The sequence below is a fragment of the Myxococcus sp. CA033 genome (assembly GCF_013336625.1).
In the GTDB taxonomy this organism is placed as follows: Bacteria; Myxococcota; Myxococcia; order Myxococcales; family Myxococcaceae; genus Myxococcus; species Myxococcus llanfairpwllgwyngyllgogerychwyrndrobwllllantysiliogogogochensis.
Genome location: NZ_JABUMU010000032.1, coordinates 25666 through 42786, shown reverse-complemented (window position 1 = coordinate 42786; position 17121 = coordinate 25666). Strand labels below are relative to the sequence as shown.

The 17121-nt window shown below is 70.4% G+C and carries 10 protein-coding genes; 6 read left to right on the top strand and 4 right to left on the bottom strand.

Annotated features, from left to right (window positions below; all coding sequences use genetic code 11):
- Positions 1–9 precede the first annotated feature (9 nt).
- Together HUA78_RS41750 and HUA78_RS41745 are read left to right on the top strand one after the other, a co-directional pair.
- Positions 10–4086, top strand: coding sequence for a DUF6519 domain-containing protein (locus HUA78_RS41750; RefSeq protein WP_174478754.1), 4077 nt, complete (start codon positions 10–12; stop codon positions 4084–4086).
- A gap of 123 nt (positions 4087–4209) precedes the next feature.
- Complete coding sequence (locus HUA78_RS41745) at positions 4210–5196, top strand: DUF2278 family protein (RefSeq protein ID WP_141646209.1); 987 nt, start codon at positions 4210–4212, stop codon at positions 5194–5196.
- Positions 5197–5246: 50 nt separating this feature from the next.
- On the opposite strand, the gene HUA78_RS41740 is transcribed toward HUA78_RS41745, so the two are convergent.
- The 3 genes from HUA78_RS41740 to HUA78_RS41730 all read right to left on the bottom strand — a co-directional run bounded on the left by HUA78_RS41740 (position 5247) and on the right by HUA78_RS41730 (position 9274).
- Positions 5247–6614, bottom strand: coding sequence for a tail fiber domain-containing protein (locus HUA78_RS41740; protein WP_174478753.1), 1368 nt, complete (start codon positions 6612–6614; stop codon positions 5247–5249).
- 110 nt (positions 6615–6724) lie between these two features.
- Positions 6725–7444, bottom strand: coding sequence for a hypothetical protein (locus tag HUA78_RS41735; protein ID WP_174478752.1), 720 nt, complete (start codon positions 7442–7444; stop codon positions 6725–6727).
- A gap of 42 nt (positions 7445–7486) precedes the next feature.
- Positions 7487–9274 (bottom strand): HEAT repeat domain-containing protein, encoded by a 1788-nt coding sequence (locus HUA78_RS41730; RefSeq protein WP_174478751.1) that lies wholly within the window; start codon positions 9272–9274, stop codon positions 7487–7489.
- A gap of 290 nt (positions 9275–9564) precedes the next feature.
- Between HUA78_RS41730 and HUA78_RS41725 the strand changes: the two genes are divergently transcribed.
- The 4 genes from HUA78_RS41725 (at position 9565) to HUA78_RS41710 (ending at position 14853) form a co-directional block, all read left to right on the top strand.
- Positions 9565–10800 carry a GAF domain-containing sensor histidine kinase gene (locus tag HUA78_RS41725; protein WP_174478750.1) on the top strand — a complete coding sequence of 412 codons (1236 nt, stop codon included), beginning with the start codon at positions 9565–9567 and terminating at the stop codon, positions 10798–10800.
- Positions 10801–10839: 39 nt separating this feature from the next.
- On the top strand, positions 10840–12216 hold the full coding sequence (locus tag HUA78_RS41720) for a hypothetical protein (RefSeq protein ID WP_174478749.1): 1377 nt from the start codon (positions 10840–10842) through the stop codon (positions 12214–12216).
- Positions 12217–12288: 72 nt separating this feature from the next.
- Positions 12289–13131, top strand: a complete 843-nt coding sequence (locus tag HUA78_RS41715) for a GIN domain-containing protein (RefSeq protein ID WP_174478748.1) — start codon at positions 12289–12291, stop codon at positions 13129–13131.
- A 138-nt stretch (positions 13132–13269) separates the two neighbouring features.
- Entirely contained in the window at positions 13270–14853 is a 1584-nt protein-coding gene (locus HUA78_RS41710) for an SDR family NAD(P)-dependent oxidoreductase (protein WP_174463317.1), read from the top strand.
- Positions 14854–14907: 54 nt separating this feature from the next.
- On the opposite strand, the gene HUA78_RS41705 is transcribed toward HUA78_RS41710, so the two are convergent.
- Positions 14908–16356: a chondroitinase-B domain-containing protein gene (locus tag HUA78_RS41705; protein WP_174463318.1), complete on the bottom strand. Its 1449-nt coding sequence runs from the start codon at positions 16354–16356 to the stop codon at positions 14908–14910.
- Positions 16357–17121: the final 765 nt, after the last annotated feature.

The following is a 17121-nucleotide window of genomic DNA, read 5'->3' as shown; positions in this document are numbered from 1 at the left end:
GGAGACGCCATGAAGGGTGATTTCAGCCGGAACACCTTCCGGCCCGCGAAGCACTACTCCGGCGTGCGGATGCAGCAGGGCCGCGTCCAGCTCGACGCCGACTGGAACGAGCACGTCGACATCCAGCGGTATCTGGACGAGACGACCTGGCGGGACATCATCGGCTCCAGCGGCACGCCCCAGGAGCCGGGCACGCCCGCGGACCAGACAGGGTTCGCCGTCGTCCTGATAGAGGGGCAGTTGCTGGTCCGCCGCGGCCACTACTACGTAGACGGCATCCTCTGTGAGAACGAGCAGGAGCAGGCCCTGGGCGCGCAGCCGGACCTGCCCGGCGTGCCGCTGCCCGAGGTGAACGGGCGCTACCTGGCGTTCCTGGACGTGTGGCGGCGCCACGTCACCGCGCTGGAGGACTCGGAGCTGCGCGAGGTGGCGCTGGGCGGACCGGACACCGCCACGCGCACCCGCACGGTGTGGCAGGCGCGGCTGTATCCGCTGACGGGCGACCAGGCCTCCGGGCCGGTGGAGGCGGTGCCGTGCCACACCTTCGGCACCCCCGAGTGGACGCCCGCGGAGCTGACGAGCACCGGCACGCTGGCGGCGCGCGGCGAGCCCGAGCAGGTCAGCGACAACCCGTGCATCGTCGCGGCGGAGGCGGGCTACCGCCGCCTGGAGAACCAGCTCTATCGGGTGGAGGTCCACCGGGCCAACACGAGCGGCGGCCGGGCCACCTTCAAGTGGTCTCGCGACAACGGCATCCTCTACACCCGCGTCGAGTCGGTGGACGTCGACGACCGCCTCCTCGTGGTGGCCGAGCCGGGCAAGGACGGCTACCGGCGCTTCCAGCCGAACCAGTGGCTGGAGCTGACCAACGAGTCGCGCGTGCTGCGCGGCGAACCCGGCGAGCTGGTCCGGGTGGAGGCCGTCACGGGCAATCGCATCACCATCGACACGGCGACGTGGCCTGTCACCCTGCCCTCCGGCGCGCTCACGGTGCGCGGCTGGGACACGGTGGGCACCACGGGAACGGTGGAGGTCATTCCGGCCGCCGACCCGACCAGCCCTGACAGCGGCTGGATTCCGCTGGAGAGCGGCGTGCAGGTGCGCTTCACCGCGGGCCACTACCGCACGGGCGACTACTGGCTCATCCCCGCGCGCACGGTGACGCGCACCGTGCTCTGGCCGCGGCGCGCGGGCGTCCCGACGTTCGAGTCCGCACACGGCATCCGGCACCACTACTGCGCGCTCGCGGTGATGGAGCGCACGAACCTCGGCTGGACGGTGCATGACTGCCGCAAGCTGTTCGCCCCGCTCACCGAGCACAAGACGCTGGTGTACGCCGGAGGCGATGGCCAGGAGGTGATGCCCACGAGGACGCCCGCTCCTCCGGCGCGGCTCGCGCGTCCGCTGCGCGCCGGAGTGTTCAACGGGCGGATTCCCGTGGAGGGCGCACGCGTCCAGTTCAGTGTCGTCACGTCCGAGGGCAACGGCACGCTGGAGGACGTGAGCAGGCCGGCGAACACCGGCACCACCATCGTCGTCTACACCGACGTCAGCGGCATTGCCGAGGCCTGGTGGACGCCGCAAATCGACGGGTGGCAGACGGTGGACCACCCCCGGCACAGCCAGGTGGTGGAGGCGCGGCTGCTGGACCATGGCAACGAGGAGGTCCACGCGCCGCTGCGCTACAGCGCCAGCCTCAGCGTCGCCTCGAAGGTGGCGTATGCCCCGGACACGGCCCAGGAAATCCTCAACGAGACGCACACCGTCCAGGAGGCGCTCGACACGCTGAGCCGGCAGCGGGTGCTCACGTACGAAGGGGGCGACGGGCAGGAGGCCATGCCCGGTGAAGTGCTCCCGCGCCCGCTGCGGGTGGGCGTGGCCCGTCACCAGCGCCGCGCGGCGAACCAGACGGTGCGCTTCCGGGTGCTGGGCGACGCCCGGGGGGAGTACAACGGCGTGCGCCTCGCGGGCTCGGGCAACCCCTGGACGGAGAGCATCATCGTCCCCACCGACGCGGACGGCATCGCCCAGGTGGAGTGGCTGCCGAACCAGAACGACGCCACGCAACAGGTGGAGGCGCGGCTGCTCGTGGCGGACGGCGGCGGCAACCTCCGCGAGGTCCACCTTCCCCTGGTCTTCACCGCGCGCCTGAGCCTCGCCGACCGGGTCGCCTACCAGCCCGGAGGGTGCCAGACGCTGTTCAGCGCGGACACGGTGCAGGAGGCGCTGGACACGCTGTGCCGACAGCGCACGTTCCTGTACCTCGGTGGAGACGGTCAGCAGGCCCACGCAGGGGATGTGCTGCCCACGCCGCTCATCGTCGCGGTGATGACCGGAGAGAACCCGGTCGCCAACGCCATCGTCCACTTCCGCCTGGTCCAGCCCCAGGACGGAGCCCGCCTGCGCTCCCTGGACGGAGCGCTGGAGGGGCCGTCGTTGCTCATCCGCACCGACGCGCAAGGCATCGCGGCGGTGCGCTGGGTCATCTCCCGGGCGGAAGCCCAGCAGGTGACGGCGGTGCTCGTCGAGGACGCTCAGCAGCCGACCCGGCTTCCGCCCATCGTGTTCAGCGCACGCCCCGGCCTGGAAAGTGGTGAAGAGGCCTCCGTCCACGTGGCCCGGGTGGAGCTGGCCGCCAATCCCCAGTTCGTGCTGGAGAACGATGGGCTGCTCGGGTTCGACCCCTTCGGCCTCTTCCGTCAGGGGATTCGCATCATCTGCACGGAGGAGCTCGCGCCCTTTCTGGCTCCCTCGGGCGCGCCCCTGCCCCTGCCACCGCCGGTCGTCACCCTGTCACTGGATGTCGTCTATCCGTTGACGACCCCGGACGTGACCTACTGGACGCAGCAGATGGGCCGCGCTCCGGGCTTCGTGGGTCACCAGACCTTCCACATGAGGGGCGAGGCGCGCATCTTCGGCACCGACATCGTCTGGGTCCCCCTCCTGGAGTCCTACCGGTGGATGGACCTGCTGCGCTCGTACAACATCGACAACTTCGCCAACGCCCGGATGCTCGCGAAGCTGCGGGTCCAGGGCGGCTTCATCCACTCGCGCGATGGCTTCCGCGTCCTCGATGGCGAGGTGATTTCCCAGTCGCTCCAGCGGCGCTTCGCCATCGGCTATCCCAACCGGGGCGACGGCAGGCAGGGCGGCGACTTCGAGCTGTGGTTCTGGATTCAGTGCTTCACCGGCTCTCCGCCCAGCCCCTTCCCGGGCCAGGGTGGAAGCCAGGTGCTGCCCGCCTCCACCCCGGAGTCCCGCTTCACGTCGGGCCTGGAGCAGCCCTGGGGACTGGCGAGAGACGCGAAGCACCAGGAGCTGCTGGTGGCGGACACGAGCGCCAGCGCCGTGGTGCGCTTCAGTCTGGCGGAGCAGGAGGCGACTCGCACGGTGGGAACGCTGCGCGAGGGCGTGGAGCAGCCCACGGCGCTGGTGTTGGACCCGGCCCGCGACGAGCTCTACGTGGCCAACGGCGGCGGGGACTCGGTGGCCGTCTTCCGCCGCGATGACAAGGGCGAGTTCCAGTCCGCGCGTGTGCTCTCCGGAAGGAAGACGGGGCTGTCTGGCCCGCTGGGACTGGCGCTGGACGTGAAGCAACACCGCCTCTTCGTGGCGGGCTCCGGCAAGGCGCAGGTGACGGGGCTGACGGCGGCGAGCAAGACGGGCCGGGGAGCCTTCCTCTCCCTGTTCGACATGGCGGCGGAAGGCGACACGGCGCCGCTCGCCCGGTGGACGGGGGAGCAGCTCAAGCTCAACCGCGCCTCGGGCCTGGCGCTCGATGTCACCCACCAGGAGCTCTTCGTCGCGGACTACGGGGCGGACGCGGTGGCCGTGTACTCGGTGGAGGCGCTGCTCGCGGGCAAGGAGAACGTGAAGCCGCTGCGGCTGCTTCACGGCAAGGCCACGGAGCTGGACCAGCCGACGGGTGTCTCCCTGGATGCGGCGGGCGAGGAGCTGCGGGTGGCCAACGCCCGCTCGGGCACCATCACCGTGTATCGCCGTGATGCCCACGGCGACGCGGCGCCGCTGCGCACGGTGGAGGCCCCCGCGAAGCCTCACAAGGGGCCTCGCGCCGTGCTGCCGTAGCCCCCGCCGCGAGGAGCCCGGCGTCCAGGCGCGCCCGTGTCGGTCCGGGCTCCGTGCGGCCCTCGACACGGGCCGCGAGACATCCGGCGCGTGACGCCTCTTCCCCGGGAGGAGGAATCACGCATGCCGCTCAAGAACTACGGAGTGCTGAAGGGCTCCGCCATCGCGCGACGGCTGGGCTCTGGCCCCAGTCCCCACTATCAGGTCCGCCTCGTCGACCAGGACGCGGACCACCGCATCGCCATCAACGTCAGCTCCAAGCTGCCGCCGTCGGACCTGGAGTACCTGGTCGACGAGAACTTCCGGCATCCATCCACCGACGCCCTCAAGGCCCTGCCGCTCGGCTTCACGGCCCTGCCTGGAGGAGGTGGCGGACGCGCGCTCGACTACATCCGGGGCAACTTCTTCGACCGCTCGCTCATGAAGGCGCTGTCGCCCAACGTGCCGGGGCCGGACAACGACTTGAACGAGAAGCTGGACCACTTCTTCCAGCGCGCCATGGCGGACGAGCAGGCCACCGTCTACGCCTTCGGCGAGACGTGGGGACCGGAGAGCGCGAAGGACAAGTACTTCGGCTTCAGCCCCGGACGCGGCATCCACGACATCCACATGAATCAGGGCAACCACTCCTCCTTCGCGAGCCAGGATGGCGTGTGGCAGGACGGCGGCGTGCTCCTCCACTTCGCGGAGCCCGAGCAGTGGGTGGGCATCTTCCTCAAGTTCCAGTCCCAGGTCTGGCACACCGACGACCGCACGGGACATGCCCTCACCACGCCCGTGCCCGAACAGCATGACGGTCTGGTGCGCATCATCGCCGCGCTCGTCAACGACACCCACGCGCCCGAGCAGGAGACCGTCACCCTCCTCAACACGTCACCCGCACCGGTGTCCCTCTCCGGCTGGGTGCTCGCGGACCGGAAGAAACACCAGCAGACCTTGAGCGGAGACCTGGCCCCCGGCGCCACCCGCGTGCTGCGCGTCCAGAAGCCCGTGGAGCTCACCAACCAGGGCGGCTCCATCAACCTGCTCGATGCCCAGGGGCTGAAGGTGGACGGCGTCTCGTACGTGAAGGAGCAGGTCCGTCGCCCCGGTTGGACCGTCGTCTTCTGACACGACGGACATGTGACACGGGGGTTGCCAGTGGGCCCACTCCAACCCCATCAGCGGTCGCGAGACATCGCGGCCTTCAACTCGGCCACGCCGCGCTTCAGCTCCGCCAGCTCCGCCTTCAGTGCGTCGACCTCGGCGTCCCGCACGTGGAGTTCGCGGGTGCGTCGCTCCAGGGCCTGGATGGCGGCCATGTTGACGCCGTCGATGTCGAGCATGCCGATGCTGGTGTCATCGACTCCCAGTCCGAAGGCCGCCCGGAAGTCCTGCGCCACCGGCCCCAGGTGACGCACGCCCGAGGCCTCCTCCTTGTAGCGCCAGGTCTCCACGGGGAGCCGCGCCACCTTCGCCAGGAGCTGCTCTCCATCGACGCGGCGGAAGTCCTCCTTCTGGTGACGGTCCGACGTGCAGCTGAACACGCCGGAGCCCGCCGGCAGGTTGCAGCCCGTGGTCAACGTGGCGTTGGTCCGCAGAGCGACGCCGCCCGCCGCGCGCACCATGAACTGGTTCGCCCCGGTGTTGCTGACGAAGGCGGTGGTCGACTCGTCTCCCCAGATGAACGAGCCCGAGAAGCCGCCCGACGACGCCCGATGCCCCAGGGCCGTGCTGTAGTCCGCGTTGGCCGAGACGCGATATCCCACCGCGATGGAGCCCTGGCCCGTGGCGTTGTTGGTGAAGCCCATGGCCACGGAGCCGAAGCCACTCGCGATGGAGTTCGCGCCACTCGCGAAGCTCACGGTGCCAGGCGCCTCGTTCTTCGAGCCGAAGCACACCGCCCCCGTGCCGCTCGACAGGCACTGGTCACCGAAGGCGAAGCCGGCCAAGCCGCTCGCCCGGGTCTTCGTCCCACCCGCCCAGGAATAGAACCCCAGGTTGGCTTCATTCCATTCGTCCTCCGCGTAACCCGCGCGAAACGCGGCGCGAGCGGGGGACCACATCAGCCGCATCCCGGCGCCGCTCATCGGCACCGGGCCGCGGCCCAGCTCACCCCGCGCCAGCAACCCGCCCGACGAGTCCACGGAGAAGAGGGGAAGCGCGTCCCAGACGGGCGCGCTCGCGCTCGTGTTCGTGACGCGCAGGAGCGGCACGGGCGTCAGGACCTCCGCCGCCCCATTGACGAACAGGCCGGACTTCGCGCTGGCCGCGCCCGACAGGGACAGCGACGCGTCCTGGGCCTGCGTCCCGTTCTGGATGTAGCTCCCATGGCCTGGAAGGGGCGTGCGTGCGTCGACGAGCCGGGGGTCATTGCCCTCCACCACCGTGCCAGGGCCCGAGCCGTACGCGACGCTGACGACGCTGTCGTCATCCAGCCGAAGCCCCGAGCCCACCTCCCAGCTCTGGGCAGGAGGCCCCTCGGAGCTACACCCCACGGCACCCAAGGACAGACACCCCAGCGCGGCGAACAGCGACCTGGTCTTCATGTGGTCTCCCGGTTTCCGATGGCCTGCGGCGGGAGAACGGGGTCGCGTTCAAGTCTTCGGGGGTGGGGTCATTTTTCCACCAGGGGGCGACCCGCTGCGCACCGTGCGGGTCAGCGCGCGGGCGGAACGCAGCGGTTCTGGGAATACGGCGGCTGGAGCGCGCACCAGGAGGGCCGTCCCGAGGAGGCCCAGGAGAGGGCGAGGGCCGGCGGTCCCCCTTCATCGAGGGGCCCGGGCCAGGTCTCCACGAGCTGGAGTCCCTCGCGCTCGCTCCAGCGGTAGAGCTCCGGCGGGTCCTCCCGCTTCTCGCCCTCCAACGCGAAGGCCAGCGTGTGAGCGGGCCCGCACAGGACGCGGGGCACGGGGCGCAGGCCCTTGTGGACCACGGCACGGCGGACCTCCGTGTCGCTCTCGAACCACACCAGCTCCAGGGTGGTGCCCTTGTAGCCCTCCGTCACGCCAAAGTTCGCCAGGGCATACGTGACGATCAGCTCCGAGTCACCACACCACTCCTGCGCCGAGGCGAAGACGGGGAAGCGGCTGAGACTCTCTCCGGACCGGGTGTCAACGAGGACGGCCGTACCGTTTCGCAGGCTCACCAGCGCGCGTGTCTGGGAGGGACTCGCGGAGACGGAAGTCACTTCCGTGATGCGCACCTTCCCCACCGCCATGACGGAGTCCGTCCGGCAGGAGTTGTTCTCCCAGTCGAGCGCCTCGCAGCTCCGCACATGGGTGACGACCGCGGAGCCCACGGTTTCGCTGCGCACGGATTCGGTGCATCGGCACGCGGAGGCCAGCAAGAGGACGAGCACGAGAGTCGCGTGGCGCATGGAGCCTCGGAGACGAAGGACGGTGCGGGCAACGCGGTGACTCTAGCGGACGTCGAAGCAATAGAAGACCCGGGGTTGGCCGGTGCCGGTGAGCACGTCGGTGTGCAGCTCCAGCCGGTAGCAGGGCTGGTCGCCTTGCTCCGGAGTCGGCCAGGTCGTGCGCTCCACCTGGAACGCGGTCAATAGGTCTGGCGCCCCTTCGCGTCGCAGGCGCAGGTGGCCGACATCGACGGAGTAGTCATGGACCTGGACGTGCTCATCCAGGTCGATGCTCTCCAGCGCCCCTTCCCGGTAGAACACCAGGCGGTCCGAGACGGGGTACCAGTCAGGGTCTCTCAGCCACGTGGCGAAGGCCACCCCCTGCCCCGCCGGGTCATACAGCTCGCGCTCCGGAGGTGACTCTTCATCGCCACCCGTGCGCGCCCGCTCCAGACGTGAGAGCGCCAGTCGGACCTCCGCCCGGACATCGCGGCGCGGCTCCGAGCCCTCCAGCGCGGACAACACGGGATGGGCCTCCACCGCCAGCCGTCGCCCCAGCGAGCGCGCCGCCTTCAACCGGACCTCGGGCTCCGGGTCCGAGAGCGCCTTCACCAGGGCCCGCTCCGCGACCTCTCCCGCCCTGTCCGCGAGCACCCGTGCCGCGGCCGTGCGGACCCTCGGGTCCACGTCGCGGGTGAGGGCCAGGGACAGGTCCTCGTCCGCCTCGGGGGCCGCGCCCGTGAGCGCGAGCACGGCCTGGGAACGCACCTGCCAGTCCGGGTCGGCACGCAACAGTCCCCGCAGCGGGGCGAGCGCCCGCGCCAGTCCGACGACGCGAGGCCACGCCACCACCGCCGCCTCACGCACGGGCGCGGACGTGTCCCCGAGCGCCTCCTGGATGACCGGCTCCACCTCGCCTCCGCCCAGACGCCCGAGCGCGGTGACGAGCGCGGCGCGCTCCTCCGCGTCGGAGGCGCGGCGGGCTTCGTCGACCAGCCGGGAGGTCGCCGCGCCGCAGCCGAGCTGGCCGAGCGCGAGAATGGCCAATTCGCGCAGCGGGGGAAGCGGATCATCCAGCAGGCGCACCAGCTGCTCGCAGCCCTCCGAGGTTCCCCGGCGGAGCAGCGCGTGGACCGTCCGCATCCGCACCGTGGGCGAGACATCCGCGAGCAGCGGCAGCAGCGGCGTGGTGGGAAGGGAGGCGCGCGGGGTGAGGGCCTCGACGGCCGACAGGCGCACCTGCTCATCCACGTCCTGGAGCGCCTCCACGAGCACGCGGTCCGAGGAAGGGTCCTCCACCGTGGCCATCGCCGCGACCGCAGCGGCCCGGACGGAGGGCGCCGCGTCCACGAGCCCCTGCCGCGCCAGGGCCAGCCAGGTGTGTGCCTCCTGTTCTCTGGCGACATCGAGCATGTTCAGCCGCTCCGACTCCGTCGCGGAACCGAAGCGCGCGCCCAGCAGCGCTCCCGTTTCGGAGACGTCGAGTCGCGCCAGTGCCTCCATGGCCTGTCGTTGCACCGCGCTGTCCGCATCCGCCAGCGCGGTGACCAGGTGACTCCAGGCCACCTGTCGTGGCGCCAGGGCCAGTCCCCGCGCCGCCATCGCCCGGACGCGCGCGGAGGAATCGCCCATCGCCGAGAGCAGGAGGTCTTGCGCTCCGCGCGCGTCCAGTCCCTGCATCGCGAGCAGCGCCAGGACCTTCTCCCGCTCCTGTCCCCCCGCGAGGGCCTCCCGAGCCGCGTCGACCAGGTCCGCCCGCGCACGCAGCCGCGCGACACCTTCACCAGTGCCCTCGCTCGTCGTCCCGGCCAGTTGGCGCAGCAGCTCCGACGTCGACGGGGACTCACGCATGGCCGCCCCCTGGAGGTGTTCGCACTCGTGCCATCTGCCCCCCCTGGCTCCGTGCCGACAGCGCGGGATTCTACTCGCTCGCTCCCTGGGCGGGCCTCCGGGGTTGCCTCACCCCGCGCCAAATCCGCCCCCAGGGCACGGAACTCCACACTTCGCCCGCAAGCCCCTCCGCCGCGCCAGCACCCCGGCAAGCGCCGCGTGGCCCGCACGCGAGCGCTCGGGGCCCCGAGGCCATCAGAAGGGCATCAAGGGGTGAAATGATGAGCGACCAGGCCACTGTTCCAGCTCCCATGGCCGCCTTTGAAAGCGCACCTGCCCGCCCGCCGCCGGTCGACTCCGCGGCCCTTCCCGTCGGCTTCACCGCGGACGTCCAGGCCATCGCGCGCATCGACGCCGTGAAGACGGTGCTGCGGGTGCTCTTGCAGACCACGGGGCTGCGGCTGGCCGTCGTCGCCCGCGTCACCGCCCAGGAGTGGCGGTGTTGCGCCGTGCTGGACGAGATGAACTTCGGCCTCAATCCGGGCGACACGCTGGCCATCACGACGACCTTCTGCAACTCGGTCCGCGTGTCGGCGACACCACTGCTCGTCAATCACGCGAGCGAGGACCCCCGCTTCGCCAACCACCCCGCGCCCAAGCTCTACGGCGTGGAGAGTTACATCGCCGTGCCCGTGTACCGCAGGGACGGCTCCTTCTTCGGCGTCATGTGCGCGCTGGACGCCAACCCGGCCCTGCTCACCGAAGACAAGCTCGAGGTCTTCCGTCACCTCGGGGAGCTCATCGGCCATCAGCTCGAGAACCAGGACGAGTTGGAGCGCAGGGACGCGCAGCTCTTCAGCGCGAAGGAAGCAGCCGTCCTGCGCGAGCAACTGATTGGCATCGTCAGCCATGACCTCCGCAATCCGCTCAACGCCATCCTCCTCTCCGCGTCCACGCTGGTGCGACGCACGGACCTGGACGAGCGGGCGCGCAAGGCCATCCGCCGCATCGTGGACTCGGCGGACCGCGCACAGCGACTCATCCTGGACCTGCTCGACTTCACCCAGGCGCGAATGGGTCAGGTGATGCCCGTCAAGCGCCAGGTCATGGACCTACATGAGCTGACCCAGCAGGCGGTGGACGAGGTGCGGGCCGTCATGCCGGAGCGGCAACTGGAGGTCGAGACGAGCGGCGATGGGCAGGGCGCCCTGGACTCGGACCGCATCGCCCAGGTGATTCACAACCTGCTCTCCAATGCCGTGCAGTACAGCCCGCCGGGCGCCCGCATCCAGGTGCTGAGCGAGGGCAGCCCCCTGGAGCTGGTGCTTCGGGTGACCAACGCCGGACCGCCCATTCCCATGGACGTGATTCCCACCCTCTTCGAGCCCATGCGACGTGGAACGGAGGCCGGAGTGGAGCGGCGCAGCGTCGGCCTGGGCCTCTTCATCGTGGACCAGATTGCCCGGGCGCACGGAGGCCGCATCGAGGTGACCTCTACCCTGGCGGGCGGAACGACCTTCAGCATCCACCTGCCGCGCTGCGGCTGACAGCCCCTCCCTCGCGCGAGAGCGGGTATAACGCGCGCAATGGAGTCCACGCCGTCGCTCCCCCAGCCACCCCTCGCTGACCCCTGGCGGCTCCCCGTCTTCTGCCTGGCGGCGGCCTCGGTGCTCGCCCTGACGCTCCAGCTCACCAATGGCACGCTCCGCGAGGACTCCCTGCAAGGCCTCACCAGGTGCCTGGGCCTGAGCCTGCTGGCCGTGGTCGGCCCGGGCTTTCGTCGTCCCTGGCGGTGGGCTGAACCGGTGCTCGCGTTGCTCCTGGGAGTGGCGTTGTTGTGGCAGCTCCAGGCGCTGCTCTCGGACTACCCCTCATCCGCGCTGCGGCTGAACGGCCCCTGGCCCTTCGCGCCCTTCCATGCGCACCTGGCCACCGCGGCGCTCGTGTCGGGAGCGCTCCTGGCGGGGCCGGAGCGACTGCGGCAGGTGGGCGTGCCCGTGCTGCTCGGGGTGTATCTGCTGCTCGGGGGATGGATTCTCCGGCATGCCCCGTCGCCGAGCATCGACGTCTTCGTGTTCCAGCTCCAGGGCGCGGACGAGCTGCTGCGCGGCGGCAATCCGTTCGCGATGACCTTCCCCAACATCTACGGGCACACGCTCTGGTACGGGGAAGGACTGGCGAGGGACGGGCGTCTGCTGTTCGGCTTTCCCTATCCCCCCTTGAGTCTGGTGTTCGCCACGCTCGGCCGCGTGCTCGCGGGCGACCCGCGCTACGCGCAGCTGGTGGCCACGGCGGTGGCGGCGGGCTTGATGGCGTATGCGCGTGGCGGGCGACTGGGCGCGGGAGCCGCCGCGCTCTACCTGCTCACGCCGCGCGGCTTCTTCGTGCTGGAGCAGTCCTGGACGGAGCCGTTCCTGGTGATGCTGCTGTCGGCGAGCGTCTTCTGTGCCTTCCGCTTTCCTCGGGCCCTCCCCTACGTCTTCGGGCTGACGCTCGCCGTGAAGCAGCACACGGTGTTCCTCGTGCCGCTGGCCTTCCTGCTGGTTCCCGAGCCCCGGCGGCTCTGGGACCTGCTCTGGCGCGCGGGAGCCACCGCGCTGGCCGTGAGCCTTCCGTTCGCGCTTCCGGACGTGAAGGCGTTCTTCCACAGCGTGGTGGCGCTGCACATCCACCAGCCGTTTCGCACGGAGTCGCTGAGCTACCTGGCCGCGTGGGTGGCCCGGGGCCATGCGCCTCCGCCCATCTGGATACCGTTCGTCGCGGTGGCCCTGGTGCTGGGCCTGAGTCTGTGGCGCGCGCCCCGGTCGCCGTCGGGCTTCGCCGCCGCCACGGCCCTCACCTACGCCACCTTCTTCGCCTTCAACAAACAAGCGTTCTGCAATTACTACTACTTCGTCGTGGCGGCGCTGTGCCTGGCGGTGGCCTCGGCACGACTGCCCTCACCCGAGGTCCGGGTCGAGTGACAGTTTCCGGAGCCCCCGGTGTTCCAGGGACAGCGCGCCTGGACTGCGCGCCCCCTTCACTGGAGGCAGGACATGTGGAAGCGCGTGGCGGCGGGTGTACTCACGGCGTGGTGGCTCGCGGGCTGCAGTGACTTCGACGTACACGGCAACGGAGACACCGTCACGGAGGAGCGCCAGGTGGAGGCGTTCCAGTCGGTGACCCATGAAGGGAACCTGGACGTGGTGGTGCGCGAAGGGGAGACAGCCACGCTCACGGTGACGCTGGACTCGAACCTCCAGGACAACGTGCGCACCTTCAAGGGTCCGGATGCGTCCCTCTTCATCGTGACGGACGGCAACCTTCACCCCAAGGGCACCGCACGGGTGGAAATCACGGTGCCTCGGCTGGTGGGCGCGACGCTGGAAGGCTCCGGCTCGATGACGGTGGAGGGCTTCATCGGCCAGACCGAGGAGCACGTGCGGTTGGAATCGACGGGCTCGGGCGGCCTGCGCTACTGCGGCGGAGCCCGCACGGTGGAGGCGAAGGTGGAGGGCTCCGGCCGGGTGGTGATGTGCATGCCGGACTCGGTGCTCGTGGAGCGGGCGGACTTCTCCCTGTCCGGTTCCGGCGAGCTGAGCTGGACGGGCGCCGCGAGCGACGTGCATGTCGCCAGCGAGGGCTCCGGCCGGGTGAAACTGAAGGGCACCAGCTCGCGGCTGAGCGTGCGGATGGAAGGCAGTGGCGACCTGGAGGCCCGCGAGCTGCGCGCGGTGGACCTGGACCTGGTCTCCGAGGGCTCCGGCGATGCGAGCGCCACCGTCGAGGGCGGCACCGTGAATGTCTCGCTGGACGCGTCGGGCGACGTGGACCTGTGGGGCGACGCCTCCGTGCGCTCCATCCGCGTGAATGGCAGCGGCAGGGTCAACTGGCACTGACCGACGTTGGGTCGCGGGCGGGCCGTCCCAGGGCGGGGGCCCTCCTCCCCCGGACAGCACGGCCGCCTCCCCTCCTACCGAGCCCTCCGCCACCGCCGGCCTTTCTTCGCGGGCGCCTCCGGGATATTCACCGCGGGAATGAAGGACGCAGAGACCTCGTCGCCCGCACTCCCCGCTGATACCGACCTCACGTCGCCCTCCTCGCTCTCGTTGGAGGACGTCCGTCGATGCACCCGCCTCCTGGAGGCCGCGGCGGAGGACCGCATCCTGCTCACTCGGCTCCCCGAGGAGGACAAGCTCGCCCTCCTGGTCGCCGCTGGCCGCCTCGTGCACCCGGACCGTGGGGCGAAGACGCGGCTGGAGAAGGCCCTGCGGCGGGAGCGCCGGCAGGAGAAGGAGACCAAGGACCGCGAGGTCCGGGCGTCCACCCGCATCCGGCTGATGCGCCGGGCGCCCGTCTTCAACGTGCCCATGCTGCCGCCCCCGCCCGAGGAGAACCCGGGGCAGCTGCTGGAGACGCCGCGCAAGTGCTACGTGTGCAAGGCGGAGTTCCGTCAGCTGCACTTCTTCTACGACTCCATGTGCCTGGAGTGCGCGCACTTCAACTACGCCAAGCGGACCCAGCGCGCCTCCCTGGACGGCAAGGTCGCGCTCATCACCGGCGCGCGCGTGAAGATTGGCTTCCAGGCCTCGCTGATGCTGCTGCGCTCGGGCGCCACCGTCATCGCCACCACGCGCTTCCCCCAGGACGCGGCGCGGCGCTACGTGCTGGAGCCTGACTTCGCGGACTGGTCCCACCGGCTGCACATCCACGGGCTGGACTTGCGGCACGCGCCCAGCGTGGAGCTGTTCGCCACGTACGTGGAGCAGACGCACCAGCGGCTGGACATCATCATCAACAACGCGGCGCAGACGGTCCGCCGTCCTCCGGGCTTCTACGCGCACCTGCTCGAGGGCGAGCAGCTCCGCCTGGAACAACTGCCGGAGGCCGCGCGTCCGCTGCTCGCGGGCCACCGGGCCTGCATCGAGACCGTGACGCCCATGCTCGGCACCGGCGGCACGGTGGACGCCTCCTCGCTCACGACGACCTGGCGCAGCAGCGACCCGGCGCTGGGCATCCACTCGTCCGCCGCGCTGTCGCTCCTGCCCTACGCGATGGAGCAGGAGGGGGACACGCGCGCCCTCTTCCCCCAGGGCCGGCTGGACGCGGACGAGCAGCAGGTGGACCTACGCAACATGAACTCGTGGCGGATGAAGCTGGCGGACGTGCCGACGGCGGAGATGCTGGAGGTCCACCTGATCAACGCGGTGGCGCCCTTCATCCTCTGCGGCAAGCTCAAGCCGCTGATGATGCGCGACCGCTCCTCGGCGGGCCACATCGTCAACGTGTCGGCGATGGAGGGCAGCTTCTCGCGCGGGACGAAGACGGACCGGCACCCCCACACCAACATGGCGAAGGCCGCGCTGAACATGATGACGCTGACGTCCGCGGCGGACTACGCCAAGGACCGCATCTACATGAACGCGGTGGACACGGGCTGGGTCACCGACGAGGACCCGGTGTTGTTCTCGGAGCGCAAGGTGGTGGACCTCGACTTCCAGCCTCCCCTGGACATCATCGACGGCGCGGCCCGCATCGTGGACCCGGTCATCTTCTCGGAGAACACCGGCCAGTTCTCGTGGGGCAACTTCTTCAAGGACTACCGCCACACCGCGTGGTGAGCATGTCCCCGCGTCGCGCGGGCCCCTGACGGAAAAGCCAGGGGCCCACCGCGTTCACTCGCGGCGGAAGCGGCGGCGCAGGCTCAGCGGCACCAGCAGCGCGAGGAGCAGGGGCCACAGGCCCGGACTGGCGCTGCATCCACCGTCGTCCCCAGGCGCGTCCTTGTCCGGCCCCGGACCCGCGTCCGAAGAGCCCGCATCCGAAGGCCCCGCGTCCGCGTTGCCGCTCCCCGAGTCCGGCTGGCCCGAGCCCGCGTCGGGCGTTCCGGAACCTGCGTCGGGCTCACCCGTGCCCGGCTCGCAGTTGCCCAGCGAATGCTCCAGCGCGCCCAGCGTGTGCGCCCCGGTGGAGGGCCGAGGACGCCGGCAGAAGTCCTCGCTGACGAGGGCATTGGGGGCGGCGGCGCCGACGAGCTGGGACACGGAGCCCTTGAGCGTCAAGTCGCCCTGGAGGGGCGCGGCATACCAGGACGTCCAGGTGGCGGTGGCCACGTTCATCAAGTTCGTGCCCGCCGTGAAGCTGCCGGTGTCGCGGCCCCGGATGACGGACGACAACACGTTGCCGTGGGCCTCGCCGGTGGAGGACGCGAAGCGGAAGTCCACGCCCGTCGTGCCGATGAAGGTGTTGAACAGCACCTTCGTGCGCGTGGCCCGGTTCAGGTAGACGGCGACATCCGAGCAGTTCGCGACGATGTTGTTTCGCAGGATGCCATCCGAGTGCTCGGGGTCACACGGCACGTTCGCATCGAAGGCCGGCGCACAGAACGCGGCCCCCGTTCCGCCGCCGCCGAAGGACAGGCCAATCCGGGTGTCCGAGGCCGGCAGGTCCCTGGCGCAGACGACGCGGTTGCGCTCGAAGAGGCCGCGCTTGCCACCGCTCTTCATGAAGGCGCCGTAGGAGATGCCGCCCTGCTTGGAGAAGTCGTGCAGCTCGTTGTCGCGGACCACCCAGTCGTCGCCCGTGTCGATGTTGAGCTTGGTGACGGGAGTCGACGTCGCGCGCGGGCGCGTGTCGTAGATGTCGTTGTGCTCGATGAGCCCTCGGTGGGGCATCTCGAAGACACCCTCGGTGTTCTTCGTCGCGTTGGCCTTGAGCTGCGCGTTGAAGTCGCGCACCCGGCTGTGGCGCAACACGAAGCCCTCCGCGTGGCCGGTGACGTGGAAGGCGTGTTCGCAGTCTGGGTCTCGCGCGCAGATGCCCTCGATGGTGAGCCCGTCGAAGACCCAGGAGCGACCCGACACCTTGAAGCCCTCCACGGCGTTGAAGCGGATGAGGGCCGCATGGCGATTCGCGGCGCGCACGGTGATGGGCTGGGCCTCGGTGCCCTCCGCCTTGCAGTCCAGGTTCGCGTTCACGGTGTAGGTGCCGTCCGCGAGCACGATGTCGTCACCGGCCTTCGCCGATGCGAGTGCGGCTTGCAGCTCCGCCACGGTGGAGACGTTCTTCACGGCGGCGGCGCCAGTCAGGGGCAGCAGGAGCAGGACCAGGGAGGAGGGTCGCATGGGGACTCCAATCACGGGGGTCTGCGACCCTAGCGGATATCTCCCTCCGTGGGTCCGGGGCTACACCCGGGGGCGGGCGGCCCATGGTCTGTCGATGGGGTGGCACCTGTCACCATGGTACAAATCTCAAGCATTCCTGAACGTCCGAAGCGCAGGGGACAACACCCAATGATGTCAGCGGTTCCGGGCATCATGCTGCGCCCAGGCGGGCCATCGCCGATCGACAACATCTGGAGTCAGTCACCCTCCAAGTTCCGCCTCAACCCTCACTTCCTTCTCTCATCCCTATGCAGATTCCTCGTGTTCATTCGCGGTCGCTGAGCGCATTGCTCGCCACCCTGTTCCTTGTCTTGTCCGCGTGCGGCGGAGATGACTCTCCCAACACGGATGCCGGTACCCGGCCCCCCGATGCGTCCATCCCAGACAGCGGTGGCGACGCGGGCCCGCCCGACGGCGGAGAGGACTCCGGCACGCCCGGCAACGAGGAGGACTCAGGCACCCACACGGGTACCGACGGAGGGCCGGGCCCCCAGCCAGAGCAAGACGCGGGACCGACCCCGGAGACCGACGCGGGACCGACCCCAGGGACCGACGCCGGACCGACACCGCAGACCGACGCCGGACCAGTCCCGGAGACCGACGCGGGACCGACACCGGAGCCGGATGCGGGGCCGCTCGACGGGGGACCGGCACCAGAGCCGGACGCGGGGCCGCTTGATGGGGGACCGGCACCGGAGCCGGACGCGGGGCCCCTTGACGGGGGAC